Below are 16,175 nucleotides of genomic sequence, written 5' to 3'. Positions count from 1 at the left end.
TGAACACTCATATCTTCCTCCTGCCAATCTCTTTAATATTGGCTTATCTGAGTGTCCACTCTTTTATAGCAGGATCAGTTTCTTCATTAAAAGCTTTGCACAGAGGGTGTAAAGCCACACTTTGTCCTTTGCAGCTGCTTCTCATTAAATCGAGGAGGGGTTTTACCTGTGTATGGTCGATCAACACTTCACCAGCATTATTAATATAGATGATATAGTAAGGATGCAGCCTATTGTGCTGATTTATATTTACTTCCGAATTTCTGTTTCTCAGAACAAAAATAACACCTTGCTTAAGGCCGATAGTCTCATTTTCCTGTACAACTGCATGTAGTCCATTAGGCAAATGACCTAAATCTCCATTGCTTTTTATATACCCGAGAAGGTCCATCCTGAAATCATTAAGACCCAAGTCTGTAATATTTACTCCAGTTTTCAGATCTTCTAACTCAATGACTTCGTCTTGGAGCTTTCTTAACTGCTCTTTCCGATAACTTACGTCGTTCGCCTTTGCAGACAGCACGTTATCATCCCCAGTTGAGGAGATATCTACTATGTGCATCCGGTTTTCAACCCGCTCTTTCAGGTTAATGTATTCGTCCAGTGAAATGTCAGGCCAGTAGTTGACCAGTTGTATAGTCTCGTTTTTAGAGCCAATCCTGTCGACACGACCAAAGCGCTGGATTATTCTGACAGGGTTCCAGTGAATGTCGTAATTAATGAGATAGTCGCAATCTTGGAGGTTCTGTCCCTCTGATATACAGTCAGTACCAATCAGAATGTCAATTTCACCCGGTTCATCAGGGAAGATGAGAGCCTTTTCTTTTGATATAGGTGAGAAGAAGGTAAGAGTTTTCTGGAAATCAAAACCGGCTCCAAGGGTAGTTTTAACACCAGCACCTCCACTTATCTTTGCACAGTGTGCACCATGTGTAGCAAGTTTTCCTGCCAGGTTGTTGTACAGGTAATTAGCTGTATCAGCAAAGGCAGTAAAAACAATGACCTTTTTGTTTCCTTTATTGATAGGGACTTCTAGCTTGTTAAAGATATGTTCTTGAAGATGCTGTAGCTTGGCATCATCTGCAACACTCACCTTCTCCATCTCTTCCAGGAGCATCGAAATAACAGTCTGATCTTCCTCTAGGTCATGTTTCCAGGAGGCAAGATCCATATCTGCTAAATTGAATTGTGTTTTCCCTTCTGTATAAAAGTCTGAATTATACAGTTCTTCATCTTCTGCTGCAGCTAAAGCTAAATAGTCATCAGCACCTGCAAAGTACTCTGTGGAATCTGCAATACCTAATTTTTCAAATTTCTCAATTCCATTCAACGTAGTGGTAATACGATCCTCAAGGTTATGCAATGTGATGCGAAAAGCTTCCACAGAGCTTTCTAAACGCTTTAACAGGTTTGTGGTCATAAGCGTTTGAAGCGCCTTCTCTCGGTCTTGCTGACGAAGACGACCACCTCTGGTATCAGTATCATACACTGCTTCATATTTATAAAGGCGGCTCGAAAAGACATAGTTCATCGGAGCGTAAACGGCTTGCTTGATGTCCCGCAATGTGAGGTAGATATCATTGATACCAATTACATCTTTTCTTTGTGTTAGCGGTATTCTGTACGAGAGAGGGGATCTACGTTTTGGAAAAGTGCCTATTTCAGAGGTGTCATAGAATGTTTCGATATGTTTTCTGGAACGGGCGATGGTTACAGAATCCAGAAGCTCAAAAAAGTCAAAGTCTAAAGCATCCAGGATAGCTTTAGTAGTTCGTTCTTCTGGTGGCAGTTTTGACCAGTCGTTAAAGACTCGTTGAGCATTTCTGAAAATTTCTTCTATCGTCTTGGTTGTATCGAGTTTCTTCTGGAGTTGTTCTGATTCACCCTCATATGCCAAGGCTAACTGATTACGCAGGTCTGTGAACTTGTTGTTCACGGGCGTAGCAGAAAGCATTAACACCTTTGTTTTAACGCCTGTTTTTATAACTGCGTTCATCAGGCGCTCATATCTGGTTTCCTTCTCTTTGATGTTACGACCACTGTTACGGAAATTATGTGATTCATCTATTACGATGAGATCATAATTACCCCAGTTAATTTTTGACAAATCCAGCCCCATTGACTCCCCTTTGGAACGAGACAAATCTGTGTGAAAAAGGAGGTCGTAGTTAAGGCGATCACCAGCCAGGATGTTAGTTTTGTAATTACTCCTGTATGTCTGCCAGTTATCCGCGAGCTTTTTAGGGCATAGAACCAGGACTGATCTGTTCCTTAATTCGTAATATTTTATTACCGCCAGAGCTGTGAAGGTCTTGCCAAGCCCTACACTATCCGCAAGAATACAACCGTTAAAGCTCTCCAGTTTGTTGATGATTCCGGTTGCGGCATCTTCCTGGAAGTTGAAGAGTTTGTTCCATACAATGCTATCTTTATAGCCTGTAAGGTCGTTTGGCAGTACGTCTTCATTAAGGTCCTCAAGAAACTCATTGAAGATGTTGTACAAAATAAGGAAATAGATTTTCTCTGGGGAGTTTTCTTTATATACAGATTCGATATGTGTACATATGGCTTCTGTTACATCATGAAGCTTTGACTCATCATCCCATATTTGATCAAACAAACTGAGCCAGGTCTTTGTGGATGGTGCATCTTCGAATTTAGTAATAAAATTTGAAACTGCATCTCCCTGCTGATACCCGAGATCGACTGCCGTAAACCCGTGTAAAGGCATGTAGGTAATGTCCTGGTCATTTTTCTCTACACAGGCAAACTGTTGCATTGGTGCTTTTGACGAGTTAGAACGGAAAATGGCTTTTTTCCTTATCCAAGCTGCACATTCTCGTGCTATCGCTCTCAGAGTGAGCTTGTTCTTCAGTTCGATCTCAAACTCGTTACCATAAAGACTTCGTTCCCTATCAGCTCTTGGGATGTGAAACTCTCTTCTTTCACTGGCAGCTTTATCAGTAACTTTTGTTGGTACAAAGGTTGGAGCGGTGAATATAAACTCTAGAGATTCAAGATGTTGCAACTCTTTCTTCAAGGCTTCAAAGGCATAAATAGAAAAGCATGATGCGGCTATTTTCAGTTTAGCACCTTGCTGTAGAGTCTCTTTTAGATCGTCACCCCAGAGGCTGTTTATATTGTCGAGTATCTGCATGTTATCTTAGGTAACCTTTGTCTGAATAAACCGCCTGTATATTCGTCCTAACTCCCTGTCAGCGTTAAAAAATCCTCGAATTGTAGTAGTAATCGCTCTGTATTACAAGCAAATACCCAAATTCTGTGGGCCCTGCAGTTGTGTTTCCGTAAAAAAGTTACAGTCTCCTAAAAAAATCCCCCTTCAATGAATTAACTAACCTCTCTTATAGAAAGGAAAGATGTTTCCAGCAGGGAAAGACCTTATGGGAATTATCTAACCTCCAATTAGGTAGGGAAGCATTGTGGAATTTTCCCGCCTCTTAAGAGACCAACCTAACATGAGAATTTAAGGAGGAACATATGAGGTATGAAACAGTAGGTATTGGCGAAGTTGCTAAACAATGCAACGTGACAGAAAAGCAACTGCGATACTGGCAGGAAGCCGGATACATCAACCCTGAAACCGTGAAAGAACCGGGGTCAGACTCCGATAGATTCTCTGGCTGAGGAAGTTCCTAAAGTGCAAAGGCATGCAGGTAGGCCGCAACTCATGGAGTTGTTCACTGGTGCGGGCAGGGAAGGTAAGGCTCAAAGGGATGCCGACATCGTCAAGGCCCATCTGGAATTCGGGTACACGCAGAAGCAGATAGCGGCGCACATAGGTTTGCACTACTCGACGGTAAGCAAGATAATATCTGCGAACAGCGAATAGTCAAAATTCAAGACCTGACCGAATTCAGCACATTTGTAAAATTATCTCTTCTCAAAAGAACAATTACCCTTTGGCAATACTCTTTATTTTTTCCCTATAGTTTTGCAACATATCGTGTTCGAAATCCTCATTGGTGGCGTAGCTTCTGCCAAGAACTGGCTCCCAGAGAGATTCATCTTCCATACACATATAAAAGAAAACCTGTTCTTGCCAACTGGCAGGAAAAGCATCATAGACCCCGGTAAAGAGATCTCTTTTGATATCTAGAGGGTAACTGAGTTTACCTGCCGAGTCTACGGTGGGCATTTGCAAAATCGAACTTTGGAGCATCCTTGCGCGAATTCTTTTAAGCACGGGCTTTATAAAAGTGAGGGTTCCAATGGAAATCATCACAACCTGCTCGGGGCGAAACATTTCAACAATCTTTTTGGCAATATATTGATAGTCGTTCTTCCAACCCTTATACCAAACCATAGGGTGAAAATGAAAACCCACTGGAATGGAGCATGAGGCTAATTTCTCAGCACTTTCTAGCCGTTTTTTAAGACTTGCCGTCCCTTTTTCCTCTGCTGCGATAACCACATCACTATTAAGAGACCAGGTGAAAACCATATTGGAAGGCGGCTTATTTTTGAGAAAATAGCCGATATTAGAACTCTTTGTTTTCAGCTCCAGTATGACATTGGGGTTCTTCTCAGCAAACTCACAAAGACAATCCAGAAGCCCATCTCTATTGCCCCACATAAGTGAGTCTGACGATTGCCCGGTCCCAATATGATAGGTTCTGTCAGGATCTAATGAAAGGTTTTGTAAATGCTTAGGAAAATCTTCGGTAAAGCTCACCTGATTGTTGTGGTAAAAGGACTGAATTGAACAGTAACTGCATTCAAAACCACATTGCTGTACCGCATCGAGAGTCCTCAGATTACAACATCTGGTTTTTTCTGATGCCACGGGACATTGCCCCATGATACTGCCATGGAGAGGCTTGGTGACAATTTGTTCTTTAGGAAATGTGGTTTCTGCAAAAGCATTTTCACATTTCTCATAACTTTTCTGATTATTTTTCAAACTCAAATACCCAGATTCAAGCTGAGAAAATACTTTTTTCACCCCTTTCTTATCCGCAGTGTTCTGTTTGCAACCATCGTTATAAAATTGCTCTAATGATCCGACTTGCCAGCAAAAAAGATCTGTCTCGAACTCCACCAGAAAACGCAGTTGTTGAAACGAAAATTTATGATCGTTACTTATGGAAATCAAAAATTCCTTGCTTGTCTCAGGAAGCCTGGTGAAAAGATCTATTTTTTCAAGATTTGCGTTCATCGGAATTATTTCGCTCTTTTAATGTAAAAAATATGGCTCGAGGATTTTCTGACAGCAACATAAGAAGGTATTACACCTTGTCCACAGCAGATAGCACAACCAACGAAAAAAGACGATGCCTAAACAGCATCGCCTAACAGTCCTTGGTGAAGGAGTATTTCAAACTACCCTTTTGCACATTTATAGACAGTATACTAATCATACTAATCCACTCCATTTTTAATCAAATTCAGCATCTTTTAACTGTTTTTCATGTCACAGCAATTCACCTGAAATCGTAAAAGACACTACTGCTAACTACTCATTGAATTTGGGACAAGATAAACCTCCTGCCTGATGGACAACCATTACCATCTTCTTGTTGAGACTCCTGATGGGAATCTCTCTTCCGGCATGCGGCAGCTCAACGGTGTGTACACCCAGTATGCCAATAGAGCCCATAATACTGTCGGGCATGTTTTCCAGGGCAGGTATACGTCGATCCTGGTGGAAAAGGATTCTCATCTTCTCGAGCTGTGCAGATATATCGTTCTCAATCCTGTACGTGCCAGGCTCTGCGTTCACCCCCCGTGAAATGGCGCTGGAGCAGCTATCAGGCTACGGCTACGGGGAAGTGTACAGAGAAAGAGAAGTTTTTGGCGATGGGCTGGGTTTTAGGGCAATTTGCTCCACAAAAGGCCATAGCCAGACATCGCTATATAGAATTCGTTCATGAAGGCTGCCTCAATCCATCGTCACCATGGGAACAACTCCGGGCCCAGGTTGTCTATGGCAGCGAGGCCTTTCTGGATGGGTTGGGTTCGCATCTCAAGGGGCAATCCCTGGCCGAAGAAGTTCCCAAAGTGCAGAGGCATGCAGCTAGGCCTCAACTCACGGAGTTGTTCACTGGTGCGGGCAGGGAAGGTAAGGCTCAAAGAGATGCCGACATCGTCAAGGCCCATCTGGAATTCGGGTACACGCAGAAGCAGATAGCCAGGCACATAGGCTTGCATTATTCGACAGTAAGCAAGATAGTATCTGCGAACAGCGAATAGTCAAAATTCAAGACCTGACCCCTCCCATCCTTCCCAGTGGATTACAACACCCTGAAGTGCGTTTTTCGACAAAATGGCTGGATTCAGATGCTTCTGCATGCTAGGCTTACTCAGTGAAAATCTGCATACAGTCACGTATCTTGATCGTATTCAGGTAAATAGTCGCCAGAGCCTTACCAGCTTGAATTTCTTTCCTTAAACCGTTTGAGTAATACCGGATAAGCCGGGGGATTTGCCTCAGTTTTCATCCACTCAGGGTGACTGGATGATGTCTGGCGATGAGGCATAGTTGTGCGCGCACGGGCCCCCGCGAAGCCATATCCGGAATAACCATCAACATGAATGGAGGATTGTATGAAAAGATTACTTGCTCTATCCGTATGGTTGGTGTTGATGTTCGGTGCCTGTTGTTGTGTCTATGCCCAGGGCAAGGAGGCACCGGTTATCCCGGAAGGGGAGAAAGCGGTTGTGCGGGTACATTTTTCCGGTCAAAAAATGGGAAACATGATCTTGAAATCCTTTGAGGCCAGGATGCTTGAAAGTGATTATGGCAAGGGCTATCACCTTATGCTGGTCGGCCAGGAAGACCTGGACAAGCTGATCGACGCGGGAGTGGCGGTTGAAGTTACCTCCTTCGAGGTGCCTGACGTTATTGAGGCTAAGGCCGATGATACCGGTGACGGCACCACCATCCCCAACTACTCCTGCTACCGTACTGTAGAAGGGACCTATGCCACCGCGGAGCGGATTATTGCGGAGAATCCCGGCTTGGCAAGCTGGCTTGATGTTGGTGATTCCTGGAATAAGCTCTATTCTTCGAATACCGGCTATGATATGCAGGTACTCGTACTCACCAGTGAGCTGGTTCAGGTGGAAAAGCCGAAATTGTTTATCACTGCAGCCATGCACGCCAGGGAATATGCCACGGCAGAGCTGGTGACAAGGTTTGCAGAAATGCTGGTGGATGGCTACGGCGTCGATCCTGACATTACCTGGATTCTCGATCATCATGAGATCCACCTGATGTTGCAGACCAACCCTGATGGGCGAAAAATTGCAGAAAACAGGGTGCTGTGGCGCAAGAACACCAATGAGGGATACTGCCTGTCGGATTATGACAGTCGTGGAGCAGACCTGAACCGAAACTTCACCTTCGGCTGGAACTGCTGTGGAGGCTCAAGCGACGATGAATGCAACCTGACCTATCATGGTGCATATGGTGCGTCAGAGCCGGAAATTCAAGTGGTTGAAGATTACCTTCGCAGCCTGTTTCCCGATCAGCGTGCGGATGATATGGTAACACCCGCACCAGAGGATGCCACCGGCATATATATAGACGTTCATTCCTACGGTAAACTGGTAATGTGGCCCTGGGGCTCCACTGCCGACGCGGCACCAAACAGTGAGCAGTTGCAGACACTGGGGCGTAAGCTGGCCTATTACAACGATTACTCACCAGAACAGGCGATCGGCCTCTATCCCACCGACGGAACAAGCGACGATCATGCCTACGGAGAGCTGGGTGTGGCCGCCTACTGCATAGAGCTGGGAACCAGCTTTTTCCAGAATTGCAGTACCTTTGAATCGACCATCGTACCGGATAACCTCCCGGCACTGTTGTATGCGGCAAAAGTCGTGCGCACTCCGTTTATAACACCTTCCGGGCCCAACGCCTTGAGCGTTGAGGTTGTTGAAGGTACTGCTGTAGCTGCTGGAACCCCGGTTACCGTCCAGGCCCTGGTAAATGACGATGTATTCAAGAAGGCGAACGGCAGGGGGGAGAATGAGCCGGTCCAGGCTATTGCAGCAGCTGAGTATTATGTCGACACCCCTCCCTGGCTGGGTGGGATCGCGGTCGCCATGGATGCTGCGGATGGGAGTTTCAATGACCTTCAGGAGTACGTTACCGCAATGCTGGACACTGCCGGTCTTGCGCCTGGCAGGCATATGGTCTTTGTCCGTGGCCGTGATGCGGCAGGAGACTGGGGTGCATTCAGCGCTGCATTTCTGAATATCTCCGAATGACATAGCACCACCCTGGCACGTGACATGACGCTCCGCTTCCAGGGAAGCGGAGCGTTTGGGTTTTGGAGCGGAAAGCAGTAATATCTGCGAACAGTGAATAGTCAAAATTCAAGGCCTAACTCTTCCCTGTGGCAATCGACGTACTGCTTATTAATAGATCTGTGCTCTTCACCACAGGGCAATATCAATGCAAAAACATATTGGAAATCTCATCAATGACATCTTGGTGAGTACCATGTTTTTCTAGAATTTTTTTTGCATTTTCCGCGAACTGCAGACGTTTGACCTCAGCCTTGCTGTTAATCAGACCTTGTTGGACGTAATAATTAATAATTGTCTGATATTCAGTCTCCTCCAGGGCCGCCACTTCTTTCACATGCTCAAAGAATTCAATAGGCATTTTCAGCGTTACTGTGGTGGTTGGCCGATCTGCATACTCTGAAGCCATTTGACTTATTTTTTCATTCATAATGAAACCTTATTTCAGTTTGATGAGCAGTAAGGCCCAAGGTTCAACCAAATCATCCTATAATTATTTTAATATGCATTTATATGCTTGTGTAAATAGTCGTGAATGCTTGTCGTTGAAAACATGCTGGGGCAAAACAGGAGGGGGCACCCACCAAAGGGCACCCTGCCAAGAAATGATCGTATGTTCGTTCCCCAGCACAAGGGAGATAACCTCCTTCCTCCATGGCACGGCTTAGAGTTGTCCTTACCCTATAAGATAATTATGTGTTCTTTCCACAAGTGGCCTGGAGAGATTGAATCCTTCTTTATGCAGCCCAGGGACGAGGTATCGGCCAATGTTGGATAGTCAACGTGCGGATCAATATTGGCCATCTATTATCAGTTGTTCCTGTTTTATGGGTTGTTACCAAACTCTTTCGAAAACAAGCAATATGAAACAATAAAAGGCACAGCAAGGAGCAGTGAAGAGACATGATTTCCAGTCATATTCTGTCAACCGGTTTGAGACATTGCTACGATGAAAACGGTGAGGTGATCGAATGCCATGGTTCCGGCCAGGATGCGGAATTTTTACCTGGAATCACCTGGCCTGCTGAGCGTTTTGAAATGCTTGATGAGCACCTTGTTTTGGACAGGGCAACAGATCTTATCTGGACAAGAAACAGCTGCATCTCCGAGTTTCCCGTAACCTGGCGGGAAGGACTGGAGCTCGTGAGGCGGATGAATGAAAAAGAGCAATACAGCAGAAAAGACTGGCGGATGCCGAATCGACGAGAAATGAGAAGCCTAATTGATCACAGCTCGAAAAATCCAGCACTCACCAAAGGCCATCCTTTTCAGAATGTATTTCTAGGTTGGTTCTGGACATCGACGACAGCCGCTATTGCCACGCGGTATGCCTGGTACGTTCATCTTGAAGGGGGCAGGATGTTTTATGGCAACAAGGATGGGTACTCCTGGCTATGGCCGGTCAGCGGCAAGACAGATACACTCCCCGCTACCGGAGCGAAAAATTGCTACGATGAACTGGGCTCTATCATATCCTGCGATGGGGGCGGACAGGATGGTTCGCTGGCTCTCGGTGCTCCCTGGCCTAACCCCCGATTTGTGCAATCGGAATTTGGCATCTTGGATGTATTGACAGGTCTTATCTGGCACGCAAAAGCCAATCTCGGCAAAGAGGCAGCCTCCTGGAGTGAGGCCCTTTCAACAATCAGCATCTATGCCAGAAAATCGAATCTGCCCTGGCGAATGCCGACCATCAATGAGCTGGAGAGTCTTGTCGATGCATCCACCCATTCCCCAGCTCTTCCCGGGGGACACCCGTTTTCTGATATTCAGCAAGCCTATTGGTCATCAACCACCAGTTCGTTTGAGACTGATTGGGCTTATGTTCTCTATATGGTTAAAGGAGCCGTCGGGGTGGGCTATAAGAAAAACAACGATTTTGCCCTTTGGCCAGTCATGTCTGCAAACAAAGATATATAGGAACTGCCTGGATTCCAATCTCCAAATGGCCCAGGTGGATGAGGTGGAAAATCTCTTCAAACCGCAAGATAACTGCTGGCAGCTTAAAAAAGCTCATCGTGCCTCCTGCCTGATTGATGGCGAAGTCTATTTTCAAAGCTTTGCATGAAGCAATGCTGCAGGCCAGTCAATCGGTCATTTTGGTTGGTTGGGACTTGCACAGCGCAAAATCGGGGAATGAGGCTCCCACGTTTTAACAGTCTCTTCTAATGGGTATCAGGCACTTATCAAGGAGCAACTTTGCTCAATCTTTAATCAATGGGCCGCTCCCAGATAAGTTCGTCATCCTTGTAAACTTGCCTGATTCGATGGAGAGGTATCATGTGCAATTCGGTTGAGTCATCTAACACGTCAAGAGAGAAGTGGTTGCTTGATTCGAAGCAGACCTGTTTTATGGGAACAATTATGATCTTTCCTTCTATCCTGTCGTAATAACCAATCTTAAAATCAGCTTTGGCATATTCGGTATCCCAGCGGATACGATCCAACAGTTTGTGAATTGGTATCATTGCCCTTCTCCTGCTTCTGTTTCACAATAATGGGGGCGGGCCTTGAATTGCAACTACGCATTGTTAGAGGGATCTTTTTTTGTTCACTGTTGAATGATGTAGCCCCACATGTTCGGTAATCTCTTTCAACGTATAGCCGAATTTAGGATGAGCCTTGACGAGCCCGCTATTTCTTTGGGGCCTTGTCTGTTCTGAGCGAAATCGGTAGCAACCGACTCAGCAGAGCTCTTCCAGTATATCCCTCGACTCTGGGGACTTCTTTTTGGGTAATATTCCCTTCAAGATACACTTGTAAACATTTTCCAAAAGAAACGCTGCCACACACAATCTGTGCCCTGAGTTGTTCCCATGGAGACGGTGGCTTGAGGCAACCATCCCCAAGGAACTCTCTATAGCGTTTTCTTGCATATAACGGGATCTCCCTTAAAACATAGTCCCAAAAACTTGATTTTACTGTCTGGTATCCTGTTTCTGCTCTCCTTGCACCGTATTAATCAACAACCGAGGGGCAGGTCTGGAATTGTCACTATTACCAGATAGCCCAAAACACGGCGCCCCTGCCTTACTACAGAATTCTCAGAAGATACTCAAATAGAAGTGGTCCCGCTTTTAGGACCACTTAGTAGAAATCAATATAGCCTTTTTCAGTATCGACTAGTTTGTCTCGAAAAATTTACGCAGGATATCCAAAATATCATTTTTGTCGGGATCGCGAGGGTTTGTCAATTGCATGCCAGAACTCAGTGTTTCATCAGCAAGACGTGACAATAACTCTTCAGTAATATCGTATGAACTGAAATCTGCCTTGATACCAAGATCATCCGTCAACCTTAAAACCGCATCAACCGCAGATTGGGCCATCTGCTCGGGTGTACTATCGCTCACGGCTCCTTCCAGCCCAGCAGCAATATCCGCAAATTTGTCAGGGCATGAACTAAGATTGAACTGCATTACATGCGGCATTAGCAGCGCGCATGCTACTCCATGGGGCAAGTGAAAATTGGCCCCGACGGGATGACCAATACCGTGTACAAGCCCCAGTCTTGCTACATTGAAGGCCATGGAACCCATCGAACTCGCTAGAAGCATGCCGGATGCTGCTTCGATGTCCGATGGGTCAGCAACAAAACGCCTCAAATATTTCCCAACCAGTTGAAAGTTTTGCCTGCAGTAAGCGTCAGTCATGAAGTTCGACCATTTTGATACATAGGCCTCCAGAGCATGGGAAAGGGCATCCATTCCGGAGGCAGCGGCAAGTTTCGGCGGTGTAGTCCGCAACAGTTCAGGATCAAGAATCGCCACCTTAGGTATCTGCATCGAACTCCTGAAAGAAAACTTGTATTTTCTCTCCGTATCCGAGATTACGGCACCAAAACTTAATTCGCTCCCGCTTCCAGCTGTGGTGGGCACAGCTACGGTGGGCAGAGGTGGATTCTTGAATTTTTCCGGCCCTTCGTAATCTGCCAGGTTACCAGGATTATTCGCCAGGCAACCGATACCCTTGGCCGTGTCCATTACACTACCACCACCGACACTAAGAAGAATATCGCTCCCTTTAGCCTTGACCACATCCAATCCTTCCTGGACCTTGTTTAACGTGGCTTCGTGTCCAACATCAGAGAAGACATTATATGACAGGCCTTGTTTTTTGAGAGATGAGAGGATTCCGTCAAGCAGGTTCGCCCCAGCCACGCCTGGATCTGTAACCACCAGAACGTTTCGACCTCTCAGGGAATGAATGATTTCACCAGCAGCCTTGGATTTACCTGCACCAAACATCATCTTGGTGGGAAAATACAGTTCAAAGTTTTGATTCACCATTAAAGCAATTCTCCGTGTCTAATTGTCTATTATAACTCACATTTTGCTCTACATCTTGATCAATGTTCTAAAAAGATCAGGGAGAGATAAGGGACTTGCCATATAATCAAAAGACCTGTTACCAAGGCGATGATATATGGAATGGCTCTTACGGCAATACGAGTAAAGGAAACTCCGGTAACGCTACTTGCAACGAAGAGATTTAATCCAAGTGGGGGAGTCACAAATCCTATGGCGAGGGTAACTACCATAATCACACCAAAGTGGACTGGATGATACCCGAGGCTATTTGCAACTGGAACCAGAAGCGGGGTCAGGAGAAGAATGTTTGGAGTGGCCTCCATAACGCACCCTGCGATGAGGAGTATCAGCAGGACCAACCCCATCACAGCGGTCGGGTTTTCTGAAAATCCCAGAAGAAAACTCACTCCGGCTTGGGGGAGCCCGGTTACAGCCAGGAGTTCAGAAAAGATCATGGCCATTGCAATAATCGGTGCGATCATTCCATTTACACCGGAACTTTGAGCCATGATTGCGGGGAGCTGTTTTACTTTAATCTCTCTGGTGATAAAAAGTCCGGCCAAAAGGCAATAAGAAACTGAGATACCAGCCGCCTCCGTTGGAGTAAATAACCCCCCATATATACCGCCCAAGATGATTGCAATAGCACCGAAAGCCAGTTTGGCTTTCCAGGCCGCCCGGAGCGCTGTCCCGAGATCGAATGGGAAGGTACTACCATATCCACGACGCCAGCAAACTGTCAGGGCGGCAGTTGACATGGCAGTTACCAATATTAGACCTGGGAGGACGCCACCAAGGAATAAGTCACCAATCGAGGTACCAGCAGTAACACCATAGAGGATAAAAACGATGCTGGGGGGAGTTATTATCCCGATCGTACCGCAACAAGCTATTGTGCCGGCAGCGAAGTCCTCAGGGTAACCATCCTCTTTCAGTTCCGGGACCATTATTCTGCCCATGGCAGCAACGGTGGCAGAATTGGAGCCACTAATCGCTGCGAAACCTTCGGCGGCTACCATAGTGGTGACAGCTAAGCCCCCTCTCACCCAACCGACCAGAGACTTGGCAAGCACGACAAACATGTGCGAAATGCCGCCAGCCGACACTAAATCACCCGTCAGGATATAAAGGGGCATGGCAAGTAAGGGAAAGATATTGATCGAACTGAATGCAGTAAAACCAACATTTTCAATAGGAAAAGCCCCAGTCATGAGCGTCATTAAAATTGCTCCCCCACCAAGGCAAACCAGTATTTCAACACCTAGCAACAACAGCACGGCTGTAATCAGTAGACTAACTAATGCTAAGGTTTCCACGTAATTCTCCTCTCACAGTTAACACTTAAGGGTAAAGACACCGATAATCGTAACGATTAGAACACCTGTTCTTCCGCAAGCGGCAGGCCCATGCGAAACCGTCGCAGGGTATCCAAAAAGCGCTGGACAACCCGGATCGCGATTAGAATCCAACCTGCAGTAATTGAAGAGGTGGCGAGTGCCAGAGGGAGATCTATCCCAAACATTGTGTGGCCATACTGAATACTATTGGTGACTGGGATGAGCGAATAATAGGCAACCGTAACGGCTAAAATAAGAAAAGAGACATCGCTAAGTACAAATGCCCAGTATTTTTGTGTCCTGGTCATCCGGTGACGTAAAGCTTCTACTGAAAGGTGCTTGCGGCCTCGAACACCGCGGGCAGCAGCTAAGTATGTCATCCATATGAAGGCATAAATTGCTGTTTCCTCTCCCCAGGAACTACTGGCATTGAAGAAGTATCGGCGACAGACCTCCACAACAATTATTCCAGCCATGTATGAATAGAAGACAAAACAAAGCCAGTACTCGACATTCTCGTCGAGCCATTTAATTGATTTCCAAAGTATTCCCAAAACTAGACCTCCAAGCCCATGTGTAACACACGATTAAGCACCTGTTGCAGCTAGTTATAAATGAGTGAGGCGTATAATTATAAGTAGCTACCCCACTCACAATCCATGCGACTTCTTGTTACGATTTCCACCATCGTTGTCTTTCTACGTCACCTGCTTGTGCAACCTGTTGCACGATTTCAAATTCTGTTTTCCCGAATCTCTTCACCATCGGATCAAAACGATCTTTATTATTCTCGTAAGAAAGATAATCATACCAGGCAGTTCTTTCCGTAGCGGTTAAAATGACCTGCTTAGTTCCGGCTTTTTTCCAGATGGCGTCGGAGGGCGAATTCGGTCGAAGCCCCGCTTGCATGGCATGGAGCGGCTCGTAAATTCCTTCGATGAAGAGCTGGGTCTGATATGAAGCTTCTAACACAGCTTCTTGTAAGACGGCTGACAACTTTTTAAACCATCTGGTATTCACCCAAACTGTGTCGGCATTATACATAAATTCAGTATTTACTAGCTGGCCGACAACCTCGTGAATGCCTGCATCGGCTACGGAAGCGGGACCGACGTGGATGCCATCAATAGCCCCTTCTTTCATGGCTGTATATACTTCTCCCCAGGCAATTGGGGTTGGGCTGGATGGTAAGATGTCAAAAATTGCTTGCTCAAGCTTTGAGCCAGTCACACGAATCTTCATACCCTTGAGCTGTTCGGGAAAACGAATTTCATTGGAAAGCCCCATTTTCAACTCAAGCCATCGTGTTTGTGGGAAGGTGGCAAGGTTCATTACTCCTTGCTCCATGCTCTTTTTACGGAGTGAATCGTTAACTTCTTTGGAATAGAGAAGCTTCCAATAATTTTCTACGGGACCGATAGCATATGGAATGTCTGTAACATTCCAAACCGGGGCAAAAGCGGCCATATTCTGGGTGCTTGCAGTACAAGCCTGGAGGATGCCCTGTTGGACTTTCCTGGCTGCCTTGACCTGCCCGCCCAGTGCGCCGCCTTCGACTATCTTGACATAGATGGCGCCCTTGGAATGGTTTTCTATATTAGTCTTAAGTTTCCATGCCCCGATGTTCCACATGGTCGAAGTACACACCACTCCATCAGGCCAGCGATTACCAACCCCATCGACCGCTAAGATCATAGTGTGTTTGGCAACTGCAGCCTTCTTTGCTTCTTGCTCAGCCTGAATGGAGATTTGCTGCTTGAGTTCTTTTTCTCCTGCAGTAGCAGCTGTTGCTAATACACCCCCCAGTGCGGCAGTTGTGCCATATATCGCACATAAGCGTAAAAAATCGCGTCGAGCCAGGTTGTTTACCATCTTTTGATCTCGTTTTTTCATGATGCTCTCCTTTACATGTTCCCAATAGGATCAATGGGGGGGAAAGATCAATCCCATCTAAGACGTAGTGGCTTCAAGTTGCCAACCAGTATTTTTGAGGATCAATAACAGCATTGAAAATACTGGTCGGTCAAAAGTTCCATCGAAGATGGTCATGACCATTTGACTAATCCTGCTCTCCGCTGCATAGGTGCACTATCTATGCCATTGGAATGGGCAATGCTAAGTGCCTGTAGTGGCGGCAAAATAGAGATTGATGGAAGGTGGTAGCTTCGAGATAAGCTGCAGTGATGCAGAATGTTAGAGGGGGTAAGGAAAGATTTCTGACAAAAAGCTCAGAATATTGCTGTCATAATCATTA

14 protein-coding genes are annotated in these 16,175 nt (G+C 45.8%); 6 read left to right on the top strand and 8 right to left on the bottom strand.

Translation table 11 applies throughout. The annotated features are described in order from the left end of the window. Nucleotides 1-43: 43 nt before the first annotated feature. A complete protein-coding gene (locus ACN5NT_RS05455) occupies nt 44-3,157 on the bottom strand; it encodes a helicase-related protein (protein ID WP_419174753.1) in 3,114 nt (1,037 codons plus the stop codon). A 341-nt stretch (nt 3,158-3,498) separates the two neighbouring features. Between ACN5NT_RS05455 and ACN5NT_RS05450 the strand changes: the two genes are divergently transcribed. Beyond that, nucleotides 3,499-3,645: a MerR family DNA-binding transcriptional regulator gene (locus ACN5NT_RS05450; RefSeq protein WP_419174752.1), complete on the top strand. Its 147-nt coding sequence runs from the start codon at nt 3,499-3,501 to the stop codon at nt 3,643-3,645. A gap of 13 nt (nt 3,646-3,658) precedes the next feature. Then, nucleotides 3,659-3,850: a helix-turn-helix domain-containing protein gene (locus tag ACN5NT_RS05445; RefSeq protein ID WP_419174751.1), complete on the top strand. Its 192-nt coding sequence runs from the start codon at nt 3,659-3,661 to the stop codon at nt 3,848-3,850. Between the two features lie 63 nt (nt 3,851-3,913). Here the strand turns inward: ACN5NT_RS05445 and ACN5NT_RS05440 are convergent, their stop codons facing one another. Then, nucleotides 3,914-5,176, bottom strand: coding sequence for a radical SAM protein (locus ACN5NT_RS05440; protein ID WP_419174750.1), 1,263 nt, complete (start codon nt 5,174-5,176; stop codon nt 3,914-3,916). A gap of 336 nt (nt 5,177-5,512) precedes the next feature. Here ACN5NT_RS05440 and ACN5NT_RS05435 point away from each other — a divergent pair, with 336 nt between their 5' ends. From ACN5NT_RS05435 to ACN5NT_RS05425, 3 genes are all read left to right on the top strand, one after another. After that, nucleotides 5,513-5,749 (top strand): transposase, encoded by a 237-nt coding sequence (locus ACN5NT_RS05435; RefSeq protein WP_419174749.1) that lies wholly within the window; start codon nt 5,513-5,515, stop codon nt 5,747-5,749. Between the two features lie 68 nt (nt 5,750-5,817). Continuing rightward, a complete protein-coding gene (locus tag ACN5NT_RS05430; protein ID WP_419174748.1) occupies nt 5,818-6,210 on the top strand; it encodes a helix-turn-helix domain-containing protein in 393 nt (130 codons plus the stop codon). A gap of 354 nt (nt 6,211-6,564) precedes the next feature. Beyond that, nucleotides 6,565-8,235, top strand: a complete 1,671-nt coding sequence (locus ACN5NT_RS05425) for a M14 family metallopeptidase (protein ID WP_419174747.1) — start codon at nt 6,565-6,567, stop codon at nt 8,233-8,235. 184 nt (nt 8,236-8,419) lie between these two features. Here the strand turns inward: ACN5NT_RS05425 and ACN5NT_RS05420 are convergent, their stop codons facing one another. After that, nucleotides 8,420-8,704 (bottom strand): hypothetical protein, encoded by a 285-nt coding sequence (locus tag ACN5NT_RS05420; protein WP_136799538.1) that lies wholly within the window; start codon nt 8,702-8,704, stop codon nt 8,420-8,422. A 473-nt stretch (nt 8,705-9,177) separates the two neighbouring features. On the opposite strand from ACN5NT_RS05420, the gene ACN5NT_RS05415 reads away from it, so the two are divergent. Further along, nucleotides 9,178-10,194, top strand: coding sequence for a DUF1566 domain-containing protein (locus tag ACN5NT_RS05415; protein WP_419174746.1), 1,017 nt, complete (start codon nt 9,178-9,180; stop codon nt 10,192-10,194). A gap of 290 nt (nt 10,195-10,484) precedes the next feature. On the opposite strand, the gene ACN5NT_RS05410 is transcribed toward ACN5NT_RS05415, so the two are convergent. The 5 genes from ACN5NT_RS05410 to ACN5NT_RS05390 all read right to left on the bottom strand — a co-directional run bounded on the left by ACN5NT_RS05410 (nt 10,485) and on the right by ACN5NT_RS05390 (nt 15,814). After that, nucleotides 10,485-10,742: a DUF504 domain-containing protein gene (locus ACN5NT_RS05410; RefSeq protein ID WP_419174745.1), complete on the bottom strand. Its 258-nt coding sequence runs from the start codon at nt 10,740-10,742 to the stop codon at nt 10,485-10,487. Nucleotides 10,743-11,396: 654 nt separating this feature from the next. Next, nucleotides 11,397-12,563, bottom strand: a complete 1,167-nt coding sequence (locus tag ACN5NT_RS05405) for an iron-containing alcohol dehydrogenase (protein ID WP_136799536.1) — start codon at nt 12,561-12,563, stop codon at nt 11,397-11,399. Nucleotides 12,564-12,622: 59 nt separating this feature from the next. Then, nucleotides 12,623-13,900: a TRAP transporter large permease gene (locus ACN5NT_RS05400; protein ID WP_136799535.1), complete on the bottom strand. Its 1,278-nt coding sequence runs from the start codon at nt 13,898-13,900 to the stop codon at nt 12,623-12,625. A gap of 56 nt (nt 13,901-13,956) precedes the next feature. After that, a complete protein-coding gene (locus ACN5NT_RS05395; RefSeq protein WP_136799534.1) occupies nt 13,957-14,475 on the bottom strand; it encodes a TRAP transporter small permease in 519 nt (172 codons plus the stop codon). A 118-nt stretch (nt 14,476-14,593) separates the two neighbouring features. Next, on the bottom strand, nt 14,594-15,814 hold the full coding sequence (locus tag ACN5NT_RS05390) for a TRAP transporter substrate-binding protein (protein WP_136799533.1): 1,221 nt from the start codon (nt 15,812-15,814) through the stop codon (nt 14,594-14,596). Between the last annotated feature and the right edge of the window lie 361 nt (nt 15,815-16,175).

The sequence above is a fragment of the Desulfosediminicola sp. genome, from assembly GCF_048381775.1.
Taxonomy (GTDB): domain Bacteria; phylum Desulfobacterota; class Desulfobulbia; order Desulfobulbales; family Desulfocapsaceae; genus Desulfopila; species Desulfopila ganghwensis.
The sequence above is the reverse complement of the archived record's forward strand: the minus strand, read 5'-3'. Positions and strand labels throughout refer to the sequence as shown.

Excerpts from the sequence above, each read along its gene's own strand:
- ACN5NT_RS05410 (WP_419174745.1), bottom strand. The coding sequence starts at position 10,742 with ATGATACCAATTCACAAACTGTTGGATCGTATCCGCTGGGATACCGAA.
- ACN5NT_RS05450 (WP_419174752.1), top strand. The coding sequence starts at position 3,499 with ATGAGGTATGAAACAGTAGGTATTGGCGAAGTTGCTAAACAATGCAAC.
- ACN5NT_RS05455 (WP_419174753.1), bottom strand. The coding sequence starts at position 3,157 with ATGCAGATACTCGACAATATAAACAGCCTCTGGGGTGACGATCTAAAA.
- ACN5NT_RS05420 (WP_136799538.1), bottom strand. The coding sequence starts at position 8,704 with ATGAATGAAAAAATAAGTCAAATGGCTTCAGAGTATGCAGATCGGCCA.
- ACN5NT_RS05440 (WP_419174750.1), bottom strand. The coding sequence starts at position 5,176 with ATGAACGCAAATCTTGAAAAAATAGATCTTTTCACCAGGCTTCCTGAG.
- ACN5NT_RS05390 (WP_136799533.1), bottom strand. The coding sequence starts at position 15,814 with ATGAAAAAACGAGATCAAAAGATGGTAAACAACCTGGCTCGACGCGAT.
- ACN5NT_RS05425 (WP_419174747.1), top strand. The coding sequence starts at position 6,565 with ATGAAAAGATTACTTGCTCTATCCGTATGGTTGGTGTTGATGTTCGGT.
- ACN5NT_RS05405 (WP_136799536.1), bottom strand. The coding sequence starts at position 12,563 with ATGGTGAATCAAAACTTTGAACTGTATTTTCCCACCAAGATGATGTTT.
- ACN5NT_RS05435 (WP_419174749.1), top strand. The coding sequence starts at position 5,513 with ATGGACAACCATTACCATCTTCTTGTTGAGACTCCTGATGGGAATCTC.
- ACN5NT_RS05430 (WP_419174748.1), top strand. The coding sequence starts at position 5,818 with ATGGGCTGGGTTTTAGGGCAATTTGCTCCACAAAAGGCCATAGCCAGA.
- ACN5NT_RS05415 (WP_419174746.1), top strand. The coding sequence starts at position 9,178 with ATGATTTCCAGTCATATTCTGTCAACCGGTTTGAGACATTGCTACGAT.